Raw genomic sequence first — 15,992 nt, 5'->3', positions numbered from 1 at the left:
GTAGCTGATGCCCTGGTCGGAGTTGAGCCGGCGGGACACCGCCTCCTTGGCGATCATCTTGTTCACCCGGAAGTGCTTGCCGATGTCGCGCAGGAACTCGATGGCGGACAGGCCCGAGGTCCAGTCCAGGTTGTTGACCATGAGGGCCGCGTTCGGCCCTTCGAAGGACAGGTAGGGCTCGATCTGCCCTCGTACCCGCTCCACCCACTCGGCGACGACCGAGGGGTCGTTCAGCGTCCGCTCGGCGTTGGGCTTGGGGTCGCCGATCAGCCCGGTGGCCCCGCCGACCAGGCCCAGCGGGCGGTGGCCGGCCAGCTGGAGCCGGCGGATGGTGAGGATCTGGACGAGGTTGCCGAGGTGCAGGCTGGGGGCCGTGGGGTCGAAGCCGCAATAGACCGTGACGGGCCCGTCCGCGAACGCCTTGCGCAGTGCGTCCTCGTCAGTGGATACGGCGATCAGCCCGCGCCACTGCAGCTCGTCGACGATGTCCGTCACGGTTCCGTGTCTCCTCGGATATGGGTCGGCCAGGGGCCGGGCAGGGGCCGGATGTCGGTGCGTGCCCGGCTGAGGGGTGCGCACGGCGGCAGGTGTCCTGCCGGTGCGGTCGTGACGAGCCTACGCGGTCCTGGCCGCCGGTCGCGCTGCGGATTTCACCGCTTGCGCGGGGTGTGCGCGCGATAGGGGCTGACGGTGGGGTCGCCGTCGATCCAGTAGCGCCAGGGGTGGTCGGCCCCGTCGCCGCCCACTCCGGTGCGCGGCCCGGTGCGGATCGCGGCCGGGTCGGGCGGGGTGCCGGTGAGCATGCGGAACGGTCCGCCGCCGGCCGAGCAGGCGTCGGCCCCGTTGAGGTCGCGGTCGACGGACAGGGCGGTGGCGAGCCTGGCCGGTCCCTGGGCGAGGTCGGTGTCCTTGCGCGAGGAGGGGCGGTGGATGCGGGCCAGGTCGGCGCCCACGGTGATCATGCCTGCTCTGAGCAGGACCCCGCTGGGCCTGCCCTCGGGGCCGCAGACCAGGTTCAGGCAGTGCCACATGCCGTAGGTGAAGTAGACGTAGGTGTACCCGGGCGGTCCGAACATCACCGCGTTGCGGTCGGTGCGGCCTCGATAGGCGTGCGAGCCGGGGTCGTTGGGGCCGTCGTAAGCTTCGACCTCGGTCAGCCGCAGTTCGATCGGGCCGTCGTCCGTGCTGCGGACCAGGACCCGGCCGAGCAGGTCGGGGGCGATCTCCAGGACCGGTCGGTCGAAGAACGTGCGGCCCAGCGGGGTCCGCTCTGGTGCGGTGATCACGGGGCACGAGCGTAGTGGAACCAGCCGGCTGCGCTCTGCGTTCGTAGAGTTCGCCAAGATCTGTGCAGGAAACGGCAAGGGGAGGGTGTCCGGTAATGGGCTTCAAGAAGCTGATGGCGAGTCTGGGTGCGGGTGGGGCGTCGGTGGAGACCGAGCTGTTCCGGGCCGATGTGACGCCGGGCGGGGTGGTCCAGGGCGAGGTGCGGATCCAGGGCGGTTCGGTCGAGCAGCGCATCCAGGGGCTGTCGGTGGGCCTGCAGGCCAAGGTGGAGGTGGAGCGCAAGGACGCGCAGGGCAACGACGTCGAGTACCACCAGAACATCGAGTTCCACACGCAGCAGATCGGCTCGGAGTTCGTCCTGCAGCCGGGGGCGGTGCACAACGTGCCGTTCGCTCTCGACGTGCCGTGGGAGACGCCGGTGACGATGTTCCTGGGGCGGCATCTGACCGGGATGAACGTCGGGGTGACGACGGAGTTGCAGATCGCCCGGGCGGTCGACAAGGGCGACCTGGACCCGGTGAACGTGCATCCGCTGCCGGCCCAGGAGGCGCTGCTCGACGCGTTCGGGCGGCTGGGCTTCCGCTTCCACGGGGCCGACCTGGAGAAGGGGACGCTGCGTTCGACCCGGCAGCGGCTGCCGTTCTACCAGGAGATCGAGTTCCGTTCGCCGTCGCAGTATCCGGGGTTGAAGGAGGTCGAGCTGACCTTCGTCTCCGACGGGCACGAGATGGACGTCGTGATGGAGATGGACAAGAAGCCGGGACTGTTCGGCGGCGGCGACACGTACCGGTCGTTCGTCATGGGGATGCAGTCGTTCGAGCAGACCGACTGGGCGGACTACCTGCACCAGTGGCTGGCCGAGGTGGGCGCCAAGCGGAACTGGTTCTAGCCTGCCGGCCACCTGCCGCCTGGCCTGCGGGGACGGCGCGGTGCGAGGGTGCGGCGGGGATCCCGCCGGCAGGGCCTAGGCTCGGAGGCGCAGGTTTGGTTCGCGATCGAGAGGTGTCGAGGTGTCCGAGCAAGCGCGGCGACCGCTCCCCCATGACTTCCATCCGCCGGTGCCGGCGTTCACCGTGGTGAGCGACGACGTGACGGCGGGGGCGGCGCTCAAGGACGACCAGGTGTACGCGGCGGGCAACCTGTCGCCGCAGTTGCGGTGGGAGGGCTTCCCCGCGGAGACGAAGAGCTTCGCGGTCACGTGCTACGACCCCGACGCACCGACGGGCAGCGGCTTCTGGCACTGGACGCTGTTCGACATCCCGGCGTCGGTGACGGAGCTGCCCGGCGGCGCGGGTTCCGGGGACTTCCCCGGGTTGCCCGCGGGTGCGGTGCACGCCCGCAACGACTACGGGACCAGGGACTTCGGCGGCGCGGCGCCGCCGCCGGGGGACGGCCCGCACCGCTACGTCTTCACGGTCTACGCGGTGGACCAGGAGAAGCTGGGTCCTGACGCGGACGCCTCGCCCGCGGTGGTGGGCTTCAACCTGCGGTTCCACACGCTGGGCCGGGCCCAGCTGGTCGCCGAGTACGAGGTGCCGGCCGGCGGCTGACCCGTGGGCGGCCGGCTGTCCGGTCGCGCGCGGTGGTTAATGCGTTGCGCCCCGCCGCGGACCGCCGCACAGTGGTGCCTGCCCGGCTCGCCGGACGTCCCCGGTCATGCGCCCGGGTGGCGCGGCGGACACCGGGCCGGCCTGCACCGCAGTGGCGGGGGCGGCGGGGCGTTCGCGCTGGGCGGTACCACGCGCCCCCCGCTGCCTGCCGGATCCCGGTCTGGGGACCGGGGGTCCGCGCCGGCCGGCGCGCTCCGGACGCCGGGACGTTCATCACGTCCGGCGTCCGGGGCGCGGGCTTTCCGTCGCGACGCCGGCCGCCCGCCGGCACCCGCTTTCCCGCTGCTCTTTCCCGTCTGCTCCACCCCCCGTCACCTGCTGTCCGCCGGGGGGAAATTGCGTTGTCCGCGAGTGAACGCACGGGCACAGTGGAGCCACTTCGCCAGGGGGCGGAGCGGACCCGGGAGGTGGGCGGGATGCGTGACACGCTGGTGCTGAATGCGAGCTTCGAGCCGCTGTCGACGGTGTCGCTGCGGCGTGCGGTGGTCCTGGTGATGCAGGACAAGGCCGTCGTGGAGCAGGCGCATCCGGGGCTGCGCATCCGTGCCGCCGACGTGGACGTACCGCTTCCGCAGGTGATCAGGCTGTGCCGTTACGTGCGGGTGCCGTTCCGACAACGGGCACCGTGGTCGCGGCGGGGGGTGCTGGTACGTGACAGGCACCGGTGCGCGTACTGCGGGCGGCGGGCCACCACGGTGGACCACGTGCAGCCGCGGTCCCGCGGTGGCGGTGACACCTGGCTGAACACGGTGGCGGCGTGCGCTGAGGACAACCAGCGCAAGGCGGACCGTACGCCGGAGCAGGCCGGGATGCGGCTGCTGGCGCAGCCGTTCGAGCCGACGCCGGCGGACGCGCTGCTGCTGGCGCTGGGTGTGAAGGAGCGGGCCGGGCTGCCGGAGTGGCTGGCGCGGCCGGCCTGAGGGTGGACGTCAGGTGACGGCGTGACGCGGCCGGGCCCTGTCGGGTGACGGGGCCGGCCCTTCCGCGCGCCGGGGCCGTCGGGTGCGGTCAGTCGAGGACGAGCTGCACGATGGCGGCGATGCCGACCACGACGATCAGGGCGCGCAGCGCGGTGGGCGGCAGCCGGCGGCCGACGCGGGCGCCGATGAGCCCGCCGATGGTCGCGCCGACCGCGATGAGGCCGACGGCGGCCCAGTCCATGTGGGCGACGATGATGAAGAAGACCGCGGCGATGCCGTTGACCATGGCGGCCAGTACGTTCTTCAGGCCGTTGACGCGTTGCAGCGTCTCGTCGAGCAGCAGGCCCATCAGGGACAGGTACAGCACGCCCTGGGCGGCGCCGAAGTAGCCGCCGTAGACGCTCGCCAGGAACATCCCGGCGATCAGCAGCGGTCCGCCGTGGGCGGAGGCGTCGGTGCCGAGGCGTTCGCGGCGGGCCTGGACGGCGCGGGCGAGCCGGGGTTGCAGGACGACCAGGACCAGGGCGGCGGCGATCAGGACCGGCACGATGGCGTGGAAGGCCTGCGAGGGCAGGGTGACCAGGAGTACGGCCCCGGTGGCGCCGCCGAGCAGGCCGACGGCGCCGAGCCGGATCAGCCGGTCGCGCTGGCCGCTGAGTTCGCGCCGGTAGCCGATCGCGCCGGTGATGGATCCGGGGACCAGGCCGAGGGCGTTGGAGACGTTGGCGGTCACCGGTGACAGGCCGACCGCGAGCAGCACCGGGAAGGTCAGCAGGGTGCCGGAGCCGACGATGGTGTTGATGGTGCCGGCCCCGACTCCCGCGGCGAGGACGGCCAGTGCTTCTGCTGGGGACATCTGCGCTCTCCATGATCGGTGCGCATCCTCCCCGCCGGTCGGGTCGAGGGGTGCGCTGTGATCATGTCACAGCGGGTGTGGCCGCCGGTGCGGTGTCTCAGTCCTTGTCGAAGGGTGCCGCCTCGCGGCGCGGGGCCGCTTCCCGGCGGGGTGCGGGTGCGGTCGCGCCGCCACCGCCGCCGTTGCCGGAGACGCCGGGCAGGTTGACCATGCCGCCGAGGCCCTTGAGGGCGTCGTTGAGTTCGCTGGGGATGATCCAGAGCTTGTTGGAGTCGCCTTCCGCGATCTTCGGCAGCATCTGCAGGTACTGGTAGGCGAGCAGCTTCTGGTCCGGGTCGCCGGCGTGGATGGACTCGAAGACCGTGCGGATCGCCTGCGCCTCGCCCTCGGCGCGCAGCGCGGCGGCCTTGGCGTCACCTTCCGCGCGCAGGATCGAGGACTGCTTCTCGCCTTCTGCGGTGAGGATCTGGGACTGCCTGATGCCCTCGGCGGTGAGGATCGCGGCGCGCTTGTCGCGGTCTGCGCGCATCTGCTTCTCCATCGAGTCCTGGATGGAGGTGGGCGGTTCGATCGCCTTGAGCTCGACGCGGTTGACGCGGATGCCCCATTTGCCGGTGGCCTCGTCCAGGACGCCGCGCAGCGCGGCGTTGATCTCCTCGCGGGAGGTCAGGGTGCGTTCCAGGTCCATGCCGCCGATGATGTTGCGCAGGGTGGTGACGGTCAGCTGCTCGATGGCCTGGATGTAGCTGGCCACCTCGTAGGTCGCGGCCCGCGCGTCGGTCACCTGGTAGTAGATGACGGTGTCGATGTTGACCACCAGGTTGTCCTGGGTGATCACCGGCTGCGGCGGGAAGGGCACCACCTGTTCGCGCAGGTCGATGCGGTTGCGGATGGTGTCGATGAAGGGCACCACGATGTTCAGGCCCGCGCTGAGGGTGCGGGTGTAGCGGCCGAAGCGCTCGACGATGGCGGCGCTGGCCTGTGGGATGACCTGGACCGTCTTGATCAGCGCGATGAAGACGAGCACCACCAGGATGATCAGGACGATGATGATGGGCTGCATGTCCACTCCCCGCGCCGGTTGCCTGCGGAAATACGGTGTACTCCGACATGATCGATCTTGGCAGAGCTGCCGCCTGCCGCGGGCGGGGTTCGGCGAATTCCCGGCCCGGGAAGGGGTGTTCTGCCGTCACATCACGACGGCGGTCGCTCCGTCGATCTCCACGACGTCCACCTGCTGGCCGGGGTCGAAGACCCGGCCCTGTTCCAGCGCGCGTGCGGACCAGATCTCGCCGGCCAGTTTGATCCGGCCGTCCGATCCGCTGTCGACCCGTTGGAGCACGACGGCCTGCCGGCCCCGGAGGGCGTCGATGCCGCTGCGCTGTCCCGCGTGCTGCCGGTTCCGGTAGGCCAGCGGCCGTACGAAGACCAGCAGCGCGACGGACACCACCACGAAGGCGATGACCTGCGAGACGATTCCGCCGCCCAGTCCCGCGGCGGCGGCGCCCGCCACCGCGCCGACGGCGAACATCCCGAACTCGGGCATTGTCGTGATCACCAGCGGGATGCCCAGCCCCACTGCGGCTATCAGCCACCACACCCATGCGTCCACAGGCCCAATCGTAGGGGTGTGCATGGCAGTTGCGGCAGTACGCACGGGCGTAAAGGTCGAAAGAGCCGGGCGGCGCCGGGCTCCGGGGGGTCAGGACAGCGGGAGTCCGGCGGCGGTGTAGCGGTCGCCGCGCCGCTCGACGACCAGCGGGAGGCCGAAGCACAGCGACAGGTTGCGGGAGGTCAGTTCCGACTCGATCGGCCCGGCGGCGACCAGCTTGCCCTGGCGGATCATCAGCACGTGGGTGAAGCCGGGGGCGATCTCCTCGACGTGGTGGGTGACCATGATCATGGAGGGCGCGATCGGGTCGCGGGCCAGCCGGCCGAGACGGCGTACCAGGTCCTCCCGGCCGCCGAGGTCGAGGCCGGCCGCGGGCTCGTCCAGCAGCAGCAGCTCGGGGTCGGACATCATGGCGCGGGCGATCAGGGTGCGCTTGCGCTCGCCCTCGGACAGGGTGCCGAACCTGCGGTCGAGGAACTCGTTCATGCCGAGCCGGTCGAGGAAGGCGCGGGCGCGGTCCTCGTCGACCTGCTCGTAGCCCTCGTGCCAGGTGGCGGTCATGCCGTAGGCGGCGGTGAGCACCGTCTCCAGGACGGTCTGCCTGCGGGGCATCTTCTCGGCCATCGCGGCGCCCGCCATGCCGATGCGGGGGCGCAGTTCGAAGACGTCGACACCGCCGAGCTTGTCGCCGAGGATCGAGACGGTGCCCGAGCTGGGGAAGAGGTAGCTGGAGGCGACGTTGAGCAGGGTGGTCTTGCCGGCGCCGTTCGGGCCGAGGATGACCCAGCGCTCACCTTCGGCGACCGACCACGAGACGTGGTCCACCAGAGCCCGTCCGTCGCGGACCACGGATACGTCCACCAGCTCCAGTACATCGCTCATGAGCGCGTTGTCTCCCATTGCAGTCTCGTCTGTCCGGCGGCGCCTGGGACGGCACGTACCCGGAAGGATCCCCTGGGGAAAACTTACGCCACCGCGCGACGGGTCCAGTCCATAGGCTGGGGGCATGCTTGATGAACCTCGTTCAGGGCGGCTGACCGCGTGGGGAAATGCCCTGCTTGCCGGACTTGCCGCCCCCGATGACGTCGCGCAGCGGATCGTGGGCGGCGACGCCGTGCACCGGATCACGGCACTGCCCGGGGAGAACGGGCCGGTCGGACTGACCCTGGGCCTCGGCAGGCTCCGAGCTCTCGGGGTGACCGGGCTGCGGCTGGCGCTGCCGGTCGCCGGGCACCCGCTTGGCCTGAGCGGGCCGCCGGACTTCAACGACCTCGCGCTGGAGGCGGGCGAGGCGGTGCTGACCGCCGGGGCGCTGCCGCTCGGCCTGGTGCCCGAGGTCGCGGAGGCCGGTCCGGCCGGCGATGTGCACGTGGAGGTGGAGTGGCGCTGCCGGCCGGTGCGGAACGCGCCGCCGGCCGACGTGCCCTCGCTGGGCGAGGCCGAGCGCGAGCTGGCCGAGGCGCTGCGGGACGCGACGGCGGCGCTGGCCGCGCTGGACGTGGCGGGCTCGGGCGGCCCCGCCGCGCACGCGGCCCTGGACGCCTACCGGGCGCGGGCGGCAAAGGGCCGGGAGGTGCTCGCGCCGGGGTATCCGCCGCGGGCGGTGCGGGTGCTCGAGCTGGCGCAGCGGGTCGCGGCGCTGGTGGAGATCGCCGGCGACGGGCACGGCGCCGCGGTCAGCGCCTCGCAGATCGCGGCCCGGGCCGAGCTGCTGCGCCCGGTGGAGCGCACCGCCCGCCGCGCGCAGGTCGCCGCGTACAACGCGTATGTGGAGGAGGCGGAGCGGCGCCGGCCGTGACCGCACGGGGGGCCGGCGGGTGGCGCCGGCCGTGACCGCGCGGGAAGGCCGGCGGGTGGCGCCGGGCACCGGCGCGTGCTCCTGGGGGCGCGCGGGTCAGCCGGCGCCGTTGCGTACCGCCCACAGGGCGGCCTGGGTGCGGTCGGCGAGGTCGAGCTTCATGAGGATGTTCGACACGTGCGTCTTCACCGTCTTCTCCGACAGCACGAGCGCCCGGGCGATCTCCCGGTTGGAGCGGCCGTCGGCGATCAGCGTGAGCACCTCGCGCTCGCGCTCGGTCAGCGCGTTGCCCCGGCCGTGACCGGAGCCGCCGGGCTGGTCCTGGGAGAGCAGCGCGCCGGCAACCTCGGGCTGCAGCAGGACGTGTCCTGCGTGCACCGAGCGGATGGCGTCGGCGAGCGCGACCGGGTCGACGTCCTTGTAGACGTATCCGGCGGCGCCGGCCCGCAGCGCGGGCACCACGGTGCGCTGCTCGGTGAAGCTGGTGACGATCAGCACCCGGGCGGCGTTCTGCGCGTCGCGCAGCTGCCGCAGCGCCTCGATGCCGTCGGTGCCCGGCATCTTGACGTCCATGAGGATGACGTCGGGCCGCAGCTCCTCGGCGCGGGCCACACCCTCCTGGCCGTCGGCCGCCTCGCCGACCACCTCGATGTCGCCCTGGACCTCCAGGAAGGTGCGCAGGCCGCGGCGTACGACCTGGTGGTCGTCCACCAGCAGCACGCGGATCACCTTGTCAGCCACCGGGCACCTCCAGTTCGATCACGGTGCCCTTGCCGGGCGCCGATTGCACGGTGAGTGTGCCGCCGACGCCGCCGGCCCGGTCCCGCATCGAGACCAGGCCGAGGTGCCGGCCGGCGCGGCGGACGGAGCCGGGGTCGAAGCCCCTGCCGTCGTCGCTGATCCGCAGCCTCGCGCCCTTGCCGCGGCCTTCGAGGGTGATGGTGACGGCGGAGGCGTGGGCGTGCCGCAGCGCGTTGTGCATGGCCTCCTGGGCGACCCGCAGCAGGGCCTCCTCCTGGGAGGCGGGCAGGGCGCGGACGTCGCGGGCCCGGAAGGTGACGCCGGCGGAGTGGACCCGGTCGAGGACCTCGGCCTGGGTGCGCAGCGTCGCGACCAGGCCGTCGTCGTCGAGGGCGGCGGGGCGCAGCTCCACCACGACGGCCCGCAGCTCGTCCGCGGCCTCCGCCGCGAGCCCGGCGACCTCCCGCAGCTGGCCCTTGGCACGGGCCGGGTCGGTGTCGATCAGCGCGGCCGCGGCCTGCGCGGTCAGCCGCAGCGAGAACAGCTTCTGGGAGACCGCGTCGTGCAGCTCGTGGGCGATCCTGGCCCGCTCCCCCGCCAGCGTCAGCTCGCGGCTGCGCTCGTAGAGCCGGGCGTTGGTCAGCGCGATGGCCGCGTGGTCGGCGAGGATGCGCAGCAGGTCCTCGTCGTCCTGGGTGAAGCCGTGGCTGCCCGCTTCCGGGCGGGTCGGGCAGATCTTGTTGGCCAGGAAGAGGGCGCCGAGGATGTCCTCGCCGTCCATCACCGGCATGCCGATGAAGTCCTTCATCAGCGGGTGGCGGCGCGGCCAGCCGGCGAAGCTCGGGAAGTCGCGGACGTCGTCCAGGCGCTGCGGGGTGGCCTCGTGCAGCATCGCGGCGAGGATGCCGTGCTGCCGGGGCAGCGGGCCGATGGCCTTCCACTCCTCGTCGCTGACGCCGTCCACCACGAACTGCGCGAAGCCGCCGTGGTCGTCGGGCACGCCAAGGGCCGCGTATTCGGCGGCCAGCAGTTCGCGGGCGGAGCCGACGATGGTCTGCAGGACCTCGCGTACTTCGAGCCGGCGGTTCATCGCCAGGACCGCGGCGCTGACCGCTTCGATTCCGCCTCTGGGGGGCCTGCTGGGCATGCCTCCACCGTACCGGCGCGGGGCCGCCGCGCGGATGCGCCGCAAGGCCGAGCGGCCCTGGGTACGCCGACCTACGCCCTTGTGACCGCGGCGGGTAGGGCGGCCGGCCGAGGCGGGCGGCGCGGCGGCGTTCCTACGGTGGGGCCAGCGGGGGCCGGGCAGCCGGCCGGCCGCTCCGGGGCGCCGGGCGGCGCTCACGGCGACCATCGACGACGAGGGCGGGGATCATGCCGGTAGCGGTCATCACGGGGGCATCGAGGGGGCTGGGCCGGGCGCTGGCCGCGGAGCTGGCGGGCCGCGGCTGGCGGCTGGTGCTCGACGGGCGGGACGGGGCGGCGCTGCGGTCGGCGGCGGCGGGTCTGGAGCGTACGGCGGCGGAGTCCGCAGGCGGCGGGCACGAAGGGGGCGGGCACGAAGGGGGCGGCGGGAGTACGGCGGTGGTGCGGGCGGTGCCCGGCGATGTCACCGACCCGGCGCACCGGGCGGCGCTGGTGGCGGCGGCGCGCGAGCTGGGCGGGGTGGACCTGCTGGTCAACAACGCCAGCGCGCTGGGCGCCGAGCCGCTGGTGCCACTGGCCGAGCTGCCGGTGGCGGGGCTGCGCGCGGCCTTGGAGGTGAACGTGACAGCGCCGCTGGCGCTGGTGCAGGCGGCGCTCCCGGAGCTGCGGGCGGCCGGCGGCAGCGTGCTGAACGTCAGCTCGGACGCGGCGGTGGAGGCGTACCCCGGCTGGGGCGGTTACGGGGCGAGCAAGGCCGCGCTCGACCACCTGTCGGCGGTGCTCGCGGTGGAGGAACCGGGGCTGCGGGTGTGGTGGGTGGACCCGGGCGACCTGCGGACCGCGCTGTACGCGGCGGCGGTGCCCGACGACCCGGACTTCGCCGCGCGCCCGCTGCCCGAGGAGGTGGCGCCGGTCCTGCTGCGGCCGCTGGACGAGGGGGCGGCCAGCGGCCGCTACACGGCCTCGGGACTGGCGGGTGGGCGGTGAACGCGATGAGCCGGAACGCAGACCCCTATATAAGGGGAATAGGAGTCATGGCGGACACCGGGCATGCTTCGGACATTCTGCGCGACTTCCGGGTGCCGCCGGAGTCGCTGGCGACGGCGCCTCCGGCCCGGAGGGACGGGGTGCGGCTGCTGGTCGGCCGGCAGGGCAGCGGCGAGGTCGGGCACCACGCCTTCCGCGAGCTGCCCGGGCTGCTGCGGGCCGGCGACGTGCTGGTGGTGAACACCTCACGGACGCTGCCCGCCGCGCTGGACGGGCAGCTGGGCGGTGAGCCGGTGGTGGTGCACTTCTCCACCCGGCGGGGCGACGGGCGCTGGGTGGTGGAGGTCCGCGACCCCGACGGCCGGGGCTCCACGGTCCGCAGGGCGGGCGGGCCGGCGGGGGCGGTTGTGCGGCTGTCCGGCGGGGAGCAGCTGGTGCTCGACGAGCCGCTGGACCCGTGCGGCGACCGGTTGTGGGTGGCGTCGCCGTCGATGGCCGACCCGGTGCGCCATCTGCAGCGGCACGGGCGGCCGATCCGCTACGCCTACACCGAGCGCGACCAGCCGCTCGCCGCCCATCAGACGGTCTTCGCCACGGCGTCGCCCGACGGCCTGGGCTCGGCGGAGATGCCGAGCGCGGGCCGGCCCTTCACCGCCGCGCTGGTGACCGAACTGGTCTGCCGCGGGGTGCAGATCGCCCCGATCGTGCTGCACACCGGCGTCGCCTCGGCGGAGGCGTACGAGCCGCCCTACGCCGAGCCCTACACGGTGCCGGCCGCGACGGCTTGGCAGGTCAACGCGGCGCGGGCGGCCGGCGGCCGGGTGATCGCGGTGGGCACCACCGCGGTGCGCGCGCTGGAGACGGCGGCGGACCGGCGCGGGGTGGTGCGCCCGGCGCGGGGCTGGACGGAACTGGTGATCACCCCGGAGCGCGGGGTGCGCGCGGTCGACGGGTTGCTGACCGGGCTGCACGAGCCGGAGGCCTCGCATCTGCTGATGCTGCGGGCGGTGTCCGGCGACGAGTTGCTGGAGCGGGTCTACGCCGAGGCGCTGGGGCACGGATACCGCTGGCACGAATTCGGCGACGTCAATCTGCTGCTTCCATAAAGGTCACATAAAGCACCCCCCCGGTCACCGCAAGCGACCGGGGGGTCGCTGTCGTGTGAGGTGACCTATAGGACGTACGTCACATACTAAGCCGCCTAGTGGAATACCGGGACCGGAAAGGCGCCCGCCGATAAGGGAAATCGATCCCCGGCGGCCGGCCGTCTACGAATTCGATTCGTAGCGAGGTTCATTGACCCCCGTTTTGCGAGCCCCTAAGAATTCTCAGGTCCGCAACCGGAAGAGGTCCATTCCATGCAGCTCCCCACGATCCCGAAGATCGGCCGACTGTCCAAGAAACACAAGATCACGGCGGCCGGTGCCGCCGCCGCGGCTGCTGTTGTCCTGGCCGTCACCGGTCTCCAGGCGACCGGTGGTTCGGCTGAAGCCAAGGGCGACCCGACCGGGTTCTCGGTGGAATCCGGCCAGCAGGTCAAGAGCCTTGACGCCCAGGCGGGTCTGGCCTCGCAGCAGGCCATCAAGGACGACGCGGCGGCCAAGAAGAAGGCCGCAGCCGACGCCGCCGCCAAGCAGCAGGCCGCCGCCGACGCGGCGGCGAAGAAGAAGGCGGCGGCCGCCCACGCGGCCGCCGAGAAGAAGGCCGCGGCGGCCGCAGCCGAGAAGAAGAGGGCCGCCGCGAGGACCGCCGCCAGGGCCGCCGAGCGCGCCAAGGCCAGGCAGGCCGCGACCCGTTCCGTCCAGCGCCCCGCGCTCAAGGTCACCGCGAAGACCGTCGCGGTGAAGAAGGCGGCCGTCAAGGTCGCCGCGCCCGCCAAGGTGACCTACCCGGACAACCTCGACGGCTGGATCCGCGAGGCGCGTTCCGTGCTGGCCGCGCACAACATCCCGGTGCCGACCTACAACGGCATTTACCGGAACATCATCCGGGAGTCCTCCGGCAACCCCAACGCGATCAACCTGTGGGACATCAACGCCCAGAACGGCATTCCCTCCAAGGGCCTGCTGCAGACGATCGACCCGACCTTCAACGCGTACCACGTGTCGGGTACTTCGTGGAACATCTACGACCCGGTCGCGAATATCGCCGCCGCCTGCAACTACGCCTGGCACGTCTACGGCGGAATGGACAACGTCAACTCGGCGTACTGATCCGGCGCCTGCAAAAGGGCGGTGGGACCGAGGAGTCCCACCGCCCTTTCGCATACCGGCTCTTGCCGATAGCTTCCGCTACTTCCGCATGACCTCGGGCTCGTGCCGGCGCAGCAGGCGGGCGACGGCGACACCGCACACCACGGCCATCGCCAGCAGCACGACGACGTCCAGCGTCCAGGTGCCGGCGCTGTGCACCCACAGCGCGTCATGGGTCCTGCGGGTGGTGTCCCACGGCAGCAGCGTGTTGAGGTCGGCGGTGGAGCCGGCCGCGGCGACCGCCCAGCGGGCCGGCATCAGCCAGGCCACCTGCTCCATACCGGGTTTGCCGTAGAGCTGGAAGAGCACCCCGGTGAAGACGATCTGCACGATGGCGAACATCACCAGCAGCGGCATGGTCTTCTCCGCGGTCTTCACCAGCGCCGAGATGATCAGGCCGACCATCATCGAGGTGAAGCCGAACGCCATGATGACCAGGGTCATCTCCACCGCCGGCTGGCTGTGCAGGATGACGCCCTCGTCGGGCATCTTGCTGCGCGGCGCGAAGCCGATCCCGCAGATGATGGCGCCCTGCAGCGCGGTGATCAGCCCGAGCACGATGACCTTGGACATCAGATACGCCGAGCGCGACAGTCCGACCGCGCGCTCGCGCTCGTAGATGACCCGCTCCTTGATCAGCTCGCGGACGGAGTTCGCCGCGCCCGCGAAGCACGCGCCGACCGCGATGATCATCAAGATGGTGCCGGCGTCCCGGTTCGCGCGCAGCGACTTCTCCGGCCCGTAGCCGAGTCCGTTGCTCGCCGGGATCAGCACGCTGACGATGCCGAGCACGGTGGGCAGGATCAGCATCAGGCCGATGAAGCCCCGGTCTGAGGCGATCACCGACAGGTAGCGGCGGACCAGTGTCCACAACTGCGGGCCCCAGGCCTGCGGTTTGGGCGGCTTGGCCACCTGGTGCGGGATGTAGGGCGCGGCCTGCGGCGCCACGGCGTCGAGGTCCGCGGCATAGGTCTGGTAGTGCTGCGAGCCGCGCCAGCGGCCCATCCAGTCGTAGTCGCGGTAGGTCTCGAACGCCGAGAAGACATCCGCCCAGTTGTCGTAGCCGAAGAAGTTCAGCGCCTCGTCCGGCGGCCCGAAGTAGGCGACGGCGCCGCCCGGCGCCATCACCAGCAGCTTGTCGCACAGGGCCAGTTCGGCCACCGAGTGGGTGACCACCAGGACGGTGCGGCCGTCGTCGGCCAGGCCGCGCAGCAGCTTCATCACATCGCGGTCCATGCCCGGGTCCAGGCCCGAGGTGGGCTCGTCCAGGAAGATCAGCGACGGCTTGGTGAGCAGTTCGAGCGCCACCGAGACCCGCTTGCGCTGGCCGCCGGACAACGAGGTGATGCGCTTGTCGGCGTGGATGTCGAGCTTGAGCTCGCGCAGCACCTCGTCGATGCGGGCCTCGCGCTCGGCGGTGGCGGTGTCGCCGGGGAAGCGGAGCTTGGCCGCGTACCGCAGCGCGGTCTTGACCTGGAGCTCCTTGTGCAGGATGTCGTCCTGCGGCACCAGGCCGATGCGCTGGCGCAGTTCGGCGAACTGCTTGTAGAGGTTGCGGTTGTCGTACAGCACCTCGCCCTGGTCGGCGGGCCGGTAGCCGGTCAGCGCGCGCAGCAGTGTCGACTTGCCGGATCCCGAAGGGCCGATCACGCCGATCAGCGACTTCTCCGGCACCCCGAAGGAGACATCCCTGAGGATCGTCTTGGTGGTCCTGCCGTGCGGCACGGTCACCGACAGCCGGCGGGCCGAGAACGACACCGCGCCGGTGTCGACGAACTCCTCCAGCCGGTCGCCGACCAGCCGGAAGGTGCTGTGGCCGACGCCGACGATGTCGTTCGGGCCGAGCAGGTGGCGCTGGATGGGCTGGCCGTTGACATATGTGCCGTTGTGGCTGCCGAGGTCGACGATCTCGTAGCGGCCGTCCGGGTGCGCGCGGAACTCCGCGTGGTGGCGGGAGACCTGGAGGTCGATGACGACCAGCTCGTTCTCCAGCGCGCGGCCGATCCGCATGACCCGGCCCGTCGCGAGCTGGTGGAAGGTCGTCGGGCTGCGGTCGCCCTGCCCGGGCGCCGCGCCGCTCGCGGGCGGCTGCTGCGGTACGCCCTGCGGCGCCGGCGGCTGCTGGTACGGCGGTACGGCCTGCGGCTGGGCCTGCTGTACCTGCTGGGCGTGCGGCGGTATGTACGGCGGCGGGACCGGCCCGGCCTGCGGCGGTGTCTGTGCCGGTATCCGCGGCGGTATCTGTGCCGGCGGCGCCTGCTGGTGGAGCTGCTGCGGCTGCCCCGCCTGCGCGCCCTGCACTCCGTAGGCCTCGCCGCCGGCCGCCGCGACCGGCGTGCCGCCGGTGAAGCTGAGCTGCGGGCCGTTGGTGGCGTTGCCCAGGCTGACCGTGGCGCCGGGACCGACCTCGGTCTGCTGGACGCGCTGACCGTGGACGAAGGTGCCGTTGGTGCTGCCCTGGTCCTCGATCACCCAACCGCGGTCGCCACGGCGGATGGTGGCGTGCCGCCACGAGACCCGGGGGTCGTCGCAGACGAGGTCGGCCTGCGGGTCGCGCCCGAGGCTGTAGGACCGGGAGGCGTCGAGCGTCCAGGTTCGGCCGTTCAATTCGAGTACGAGTTCAGGCACCCCAAGCCCCATGTGTTGTCCCCCGTGATGTCCCCCATGAAGGGGAGTCTAGGGATAGCGAACATCGGGAGGAACTATCGCAGGCCCCGGTCTCGTAACAGAAAGCGCCCTCGCGAACGCGCTCCGGGTCCCCCCGCCTGCGGATTGTCCGGCAC

At 72.2% G+C, this 15,992-nt stretch carries 16 protein-coding genes (1 of these 16 running past the window's edge); 7 read left to right on the top strand and 9 right to left on the bottom strand.

All coding sequences use genetic code 11. From position 1 onward, the window contains the following. Positions 1-495, bottom strand: the 5' portion of a protein-coding gene (tyrS, locus tag OG702_RS28290; protein ID WP_327291767.1) for a tyrosine--tRNA ligase. 765 nt of this gene lie to the left of the window's left edge; only the first 495 of its 1,260 coding nucleotides appear in the window; it begins with the start codon at positions 493-495; its stop codon lies beyond the left edge, outside the window. A 155-nt stretch (positions 496-650) separates the two neighbouring features. Then, complete coding sequence (locus OG702_RS28285; protein ID WP_327291766.1) at positions 651-1,286, bottom strand: DNA-3-methyladenine glycosylase; 636 nt, start codon at positions 1,284-1,286, stop codon at positions 651-653. Between the two features lie 95 nt (positions 1,287-1,381). Between OG702_RS28285 and OG702_RS28280 the strand changes: the two genes are divergently transcribed. The 3 genes from OG702_RS28280 to OG702_RS28270 all read left to right on the top strand — a co-directional run bounded on the left by OG702_RS28280 (position 1,382) and on the right by OG702_RS28270 (position 3,817). Continuing rightward, positions 1,382-2,176, top strand: a complete 795-nt coding sequence (locus OG702_RS28280) for a sporulation protein (RefSeq protein WP_327291765.1) — start codon at positions 1,382-1,384, stop codon at positions 2,174-2,176. Between the two features lie 121 nt (positions 2,177-2,297). Continuing rightward, a complete protein-coding gene (locus tag OG702_RS28275; RefSeq protein WP_327291764.1) occupies positions 2,298-2,837 on the top strand; it encodes a YbhB/YbcL family Raf kinase inhibitor-like protein in 540 nt (179 codons plus the stop codon). A gap of 476 nt (positions 2,838-3,313) precedes the next feature. Beyond that, positions 3,314-3,817, top strand: a complete 504-nt coding sequence (locus tag OG702_RS28270) for an HNH endonuclease (RefSeq protein ID WP_327291763.1) — start codon at positions 3,314-3,316, stop codon at positions 3,815-3,817. Positions 3,818-3,905: 88 nt separating this feature from the next. Here the strand turns inward: OG702_RS28270 and OG702_RS28265 are convergent, their stop codons facing one another. The 4 genes from OG702_RS28265 to OG702_RS28250 form a co-directional block, all read right to left on the bottom strand. After that, positions 3,906-4,673 carry a sulfite exporter TauE/SafE family protein gene (locus OG702_RS28265; RefSeq protein WP_327291762.1) on the bottom strand — a complete coding sequence of 256 codons (768 nt, stop codon included), beginning with the start codon at positions 4,671-4,673 and terminating at the stop codon, positions 3,906-3,908. Between the two features lie 97 nt (positions 4,674-4,770). Next, positions 4,771-5,736, bottom strand: coding sequence for an SPFH domain-containing protein (locus OG702_RS28260; protein WP_327291761.1), 966 nt, complete (start codon positions 5,734-5,736; stop codon positions 4,771-4,773). A gap of 126 nt (positions 5,737-5,862) precedes the next feature. Beyond that, a complete protein-coding gene (locus OG702_RS28255) occupies positions 5,863-6,309 on the bottom strand; it encodes an NfeD family protein (protein WP_327291760.1) in 447 nt (148 codons plus the stop codon). 66 nt (positions 6,310-6,375) lie between these two features. Next, positions 6,376-7,167, bottom strand: coding sequence for an ABC transporter ATP-binding protein (locus OG702_RS28250; protein ID WP_327291759.1), 792 nt, complete (start codon positions 7,165-7,167; stop codon positions 6,376-6,378). Between the two features lie 124 nt (positions 7,168-7,291). On the opposite strand from OG702_RS28250, the gene OG702_RS28245 reads away from it, so the two are divergent. Further along, positions 7,292-8,083: a hypothetical protein gene (locus OG702_RS28245; protein WP_327291758.1), complete on the top strand. Its 792-nt coding sequence runs from the start codon at positions 7,292-7,294 to the stop codon at positions 8,081-8,083. A 96-nt stretch (positions 8,084-8,179) separates the two neighbouring features. Here the strand turns inward: OG702_RS28245 and OG702_RS28240 are convergent, their stop codons facing one another. Together OG702_RS28240 and OG702_RS28235 are read right to left on the bottom strand one after the other, a co-directional pair. Then, on the bottom strand, positions 8,180-8,824 hold the full coding sequence (locus OG702_RS28240; protein WP_327291757.1) for a response regulator transcription factor: 645 nt from the start codon (positions 8,822-8,824) through the stop codon (positions 8,180-8,182). After that, positions 8,817-9,971 (bottom strand): GAF domain-containing sensor histidine kinase, encoded by a 1,155-nt coding sequence (locus OG702_RS28235; protein ID WP_327291756.1) that lies wholly within the window; start codon positions 9,969-9,971, stop codon positions 8,817-8,819. The genes OG702_RS28240 and OG702_RS28235 overlap by 8 nt, the downstream gene beginning before the upstream one ends. 227 nt (positions 9,972-10,198) lie before the next feature. Here OG702_RS28235 and OG702_RS28230 point away from each other — a divergent pair, with 227 nt between their 5' ends. From OG702_RS28230 to OG702_RS28220, 3 genes are all read left to right on the top strand, one after another. Next, a complete protein-coding gene (locus tag OG702_RS28230; protein ID WP_327291755.1) occupies positions 10,199-10,957 on the top strand; it encodes an SDR family NAD(P)-dependent oxidoreductase in 759 nt (252 codons plus the stop codon). Positions 10,958-11,004: 47 nt separating this feature from the next. Next, the gene (locus OG702_RS28225) at positions 11,005-12,063 is read left to right on the top strand and encodes an S-adenosylmethionine:tRNA ribosyltransferase-isomerase (protein WP_327291754.1); all 1,059 of its coding nucleotides are present in this window, start codon (positions 11,005-11,007) and stop codon (positions 12,061-12,063) included. Positions 12,064-12,315: 252 nt separating this feature from the next. Further along, the gene (locus tag OG702_RS28220) at positions 12,316-13,170 is read left to right on the top strand and encodes a transglycosylase SLT domain-containing protein (protein ID WP_327291753.1); all 855 of its coding nucleotides are present in this window, start codon (positions 12,316-12,318) and stop codon (positions 13,168-13,170) included. Between the two features lie 78 nt (positions 13,171-13,248). Here the strand turns inward: OG702_RS28220 and OG702_RS28215 are convergent, their stop codons facing one another. Then, a complete protein-coding gene (locus OG702_RS28215) occupies positions 13,249-15,849 on the bottom strand; it encodes an FHA domain-containing protein (protein ID WP_327291752.1) in 2,601 nt (866 codons plus the stop codon). Between the last annotated feature and the right edge of the window lie 143 nt (positions 15,850-15,992).

The sequence above is a fragment of the Streptomyces sp. NBC_01198 genome (assembly GCF_036010485.1).
Lineage (GTDB): Bacteria > Actinomycetota > Actinomycetes > Streptomycetales > Streptomycetaceae > Actinacidiphila.
This window is presented reverse-complemented; position numbering and strand designations above follow the sequence as displayed.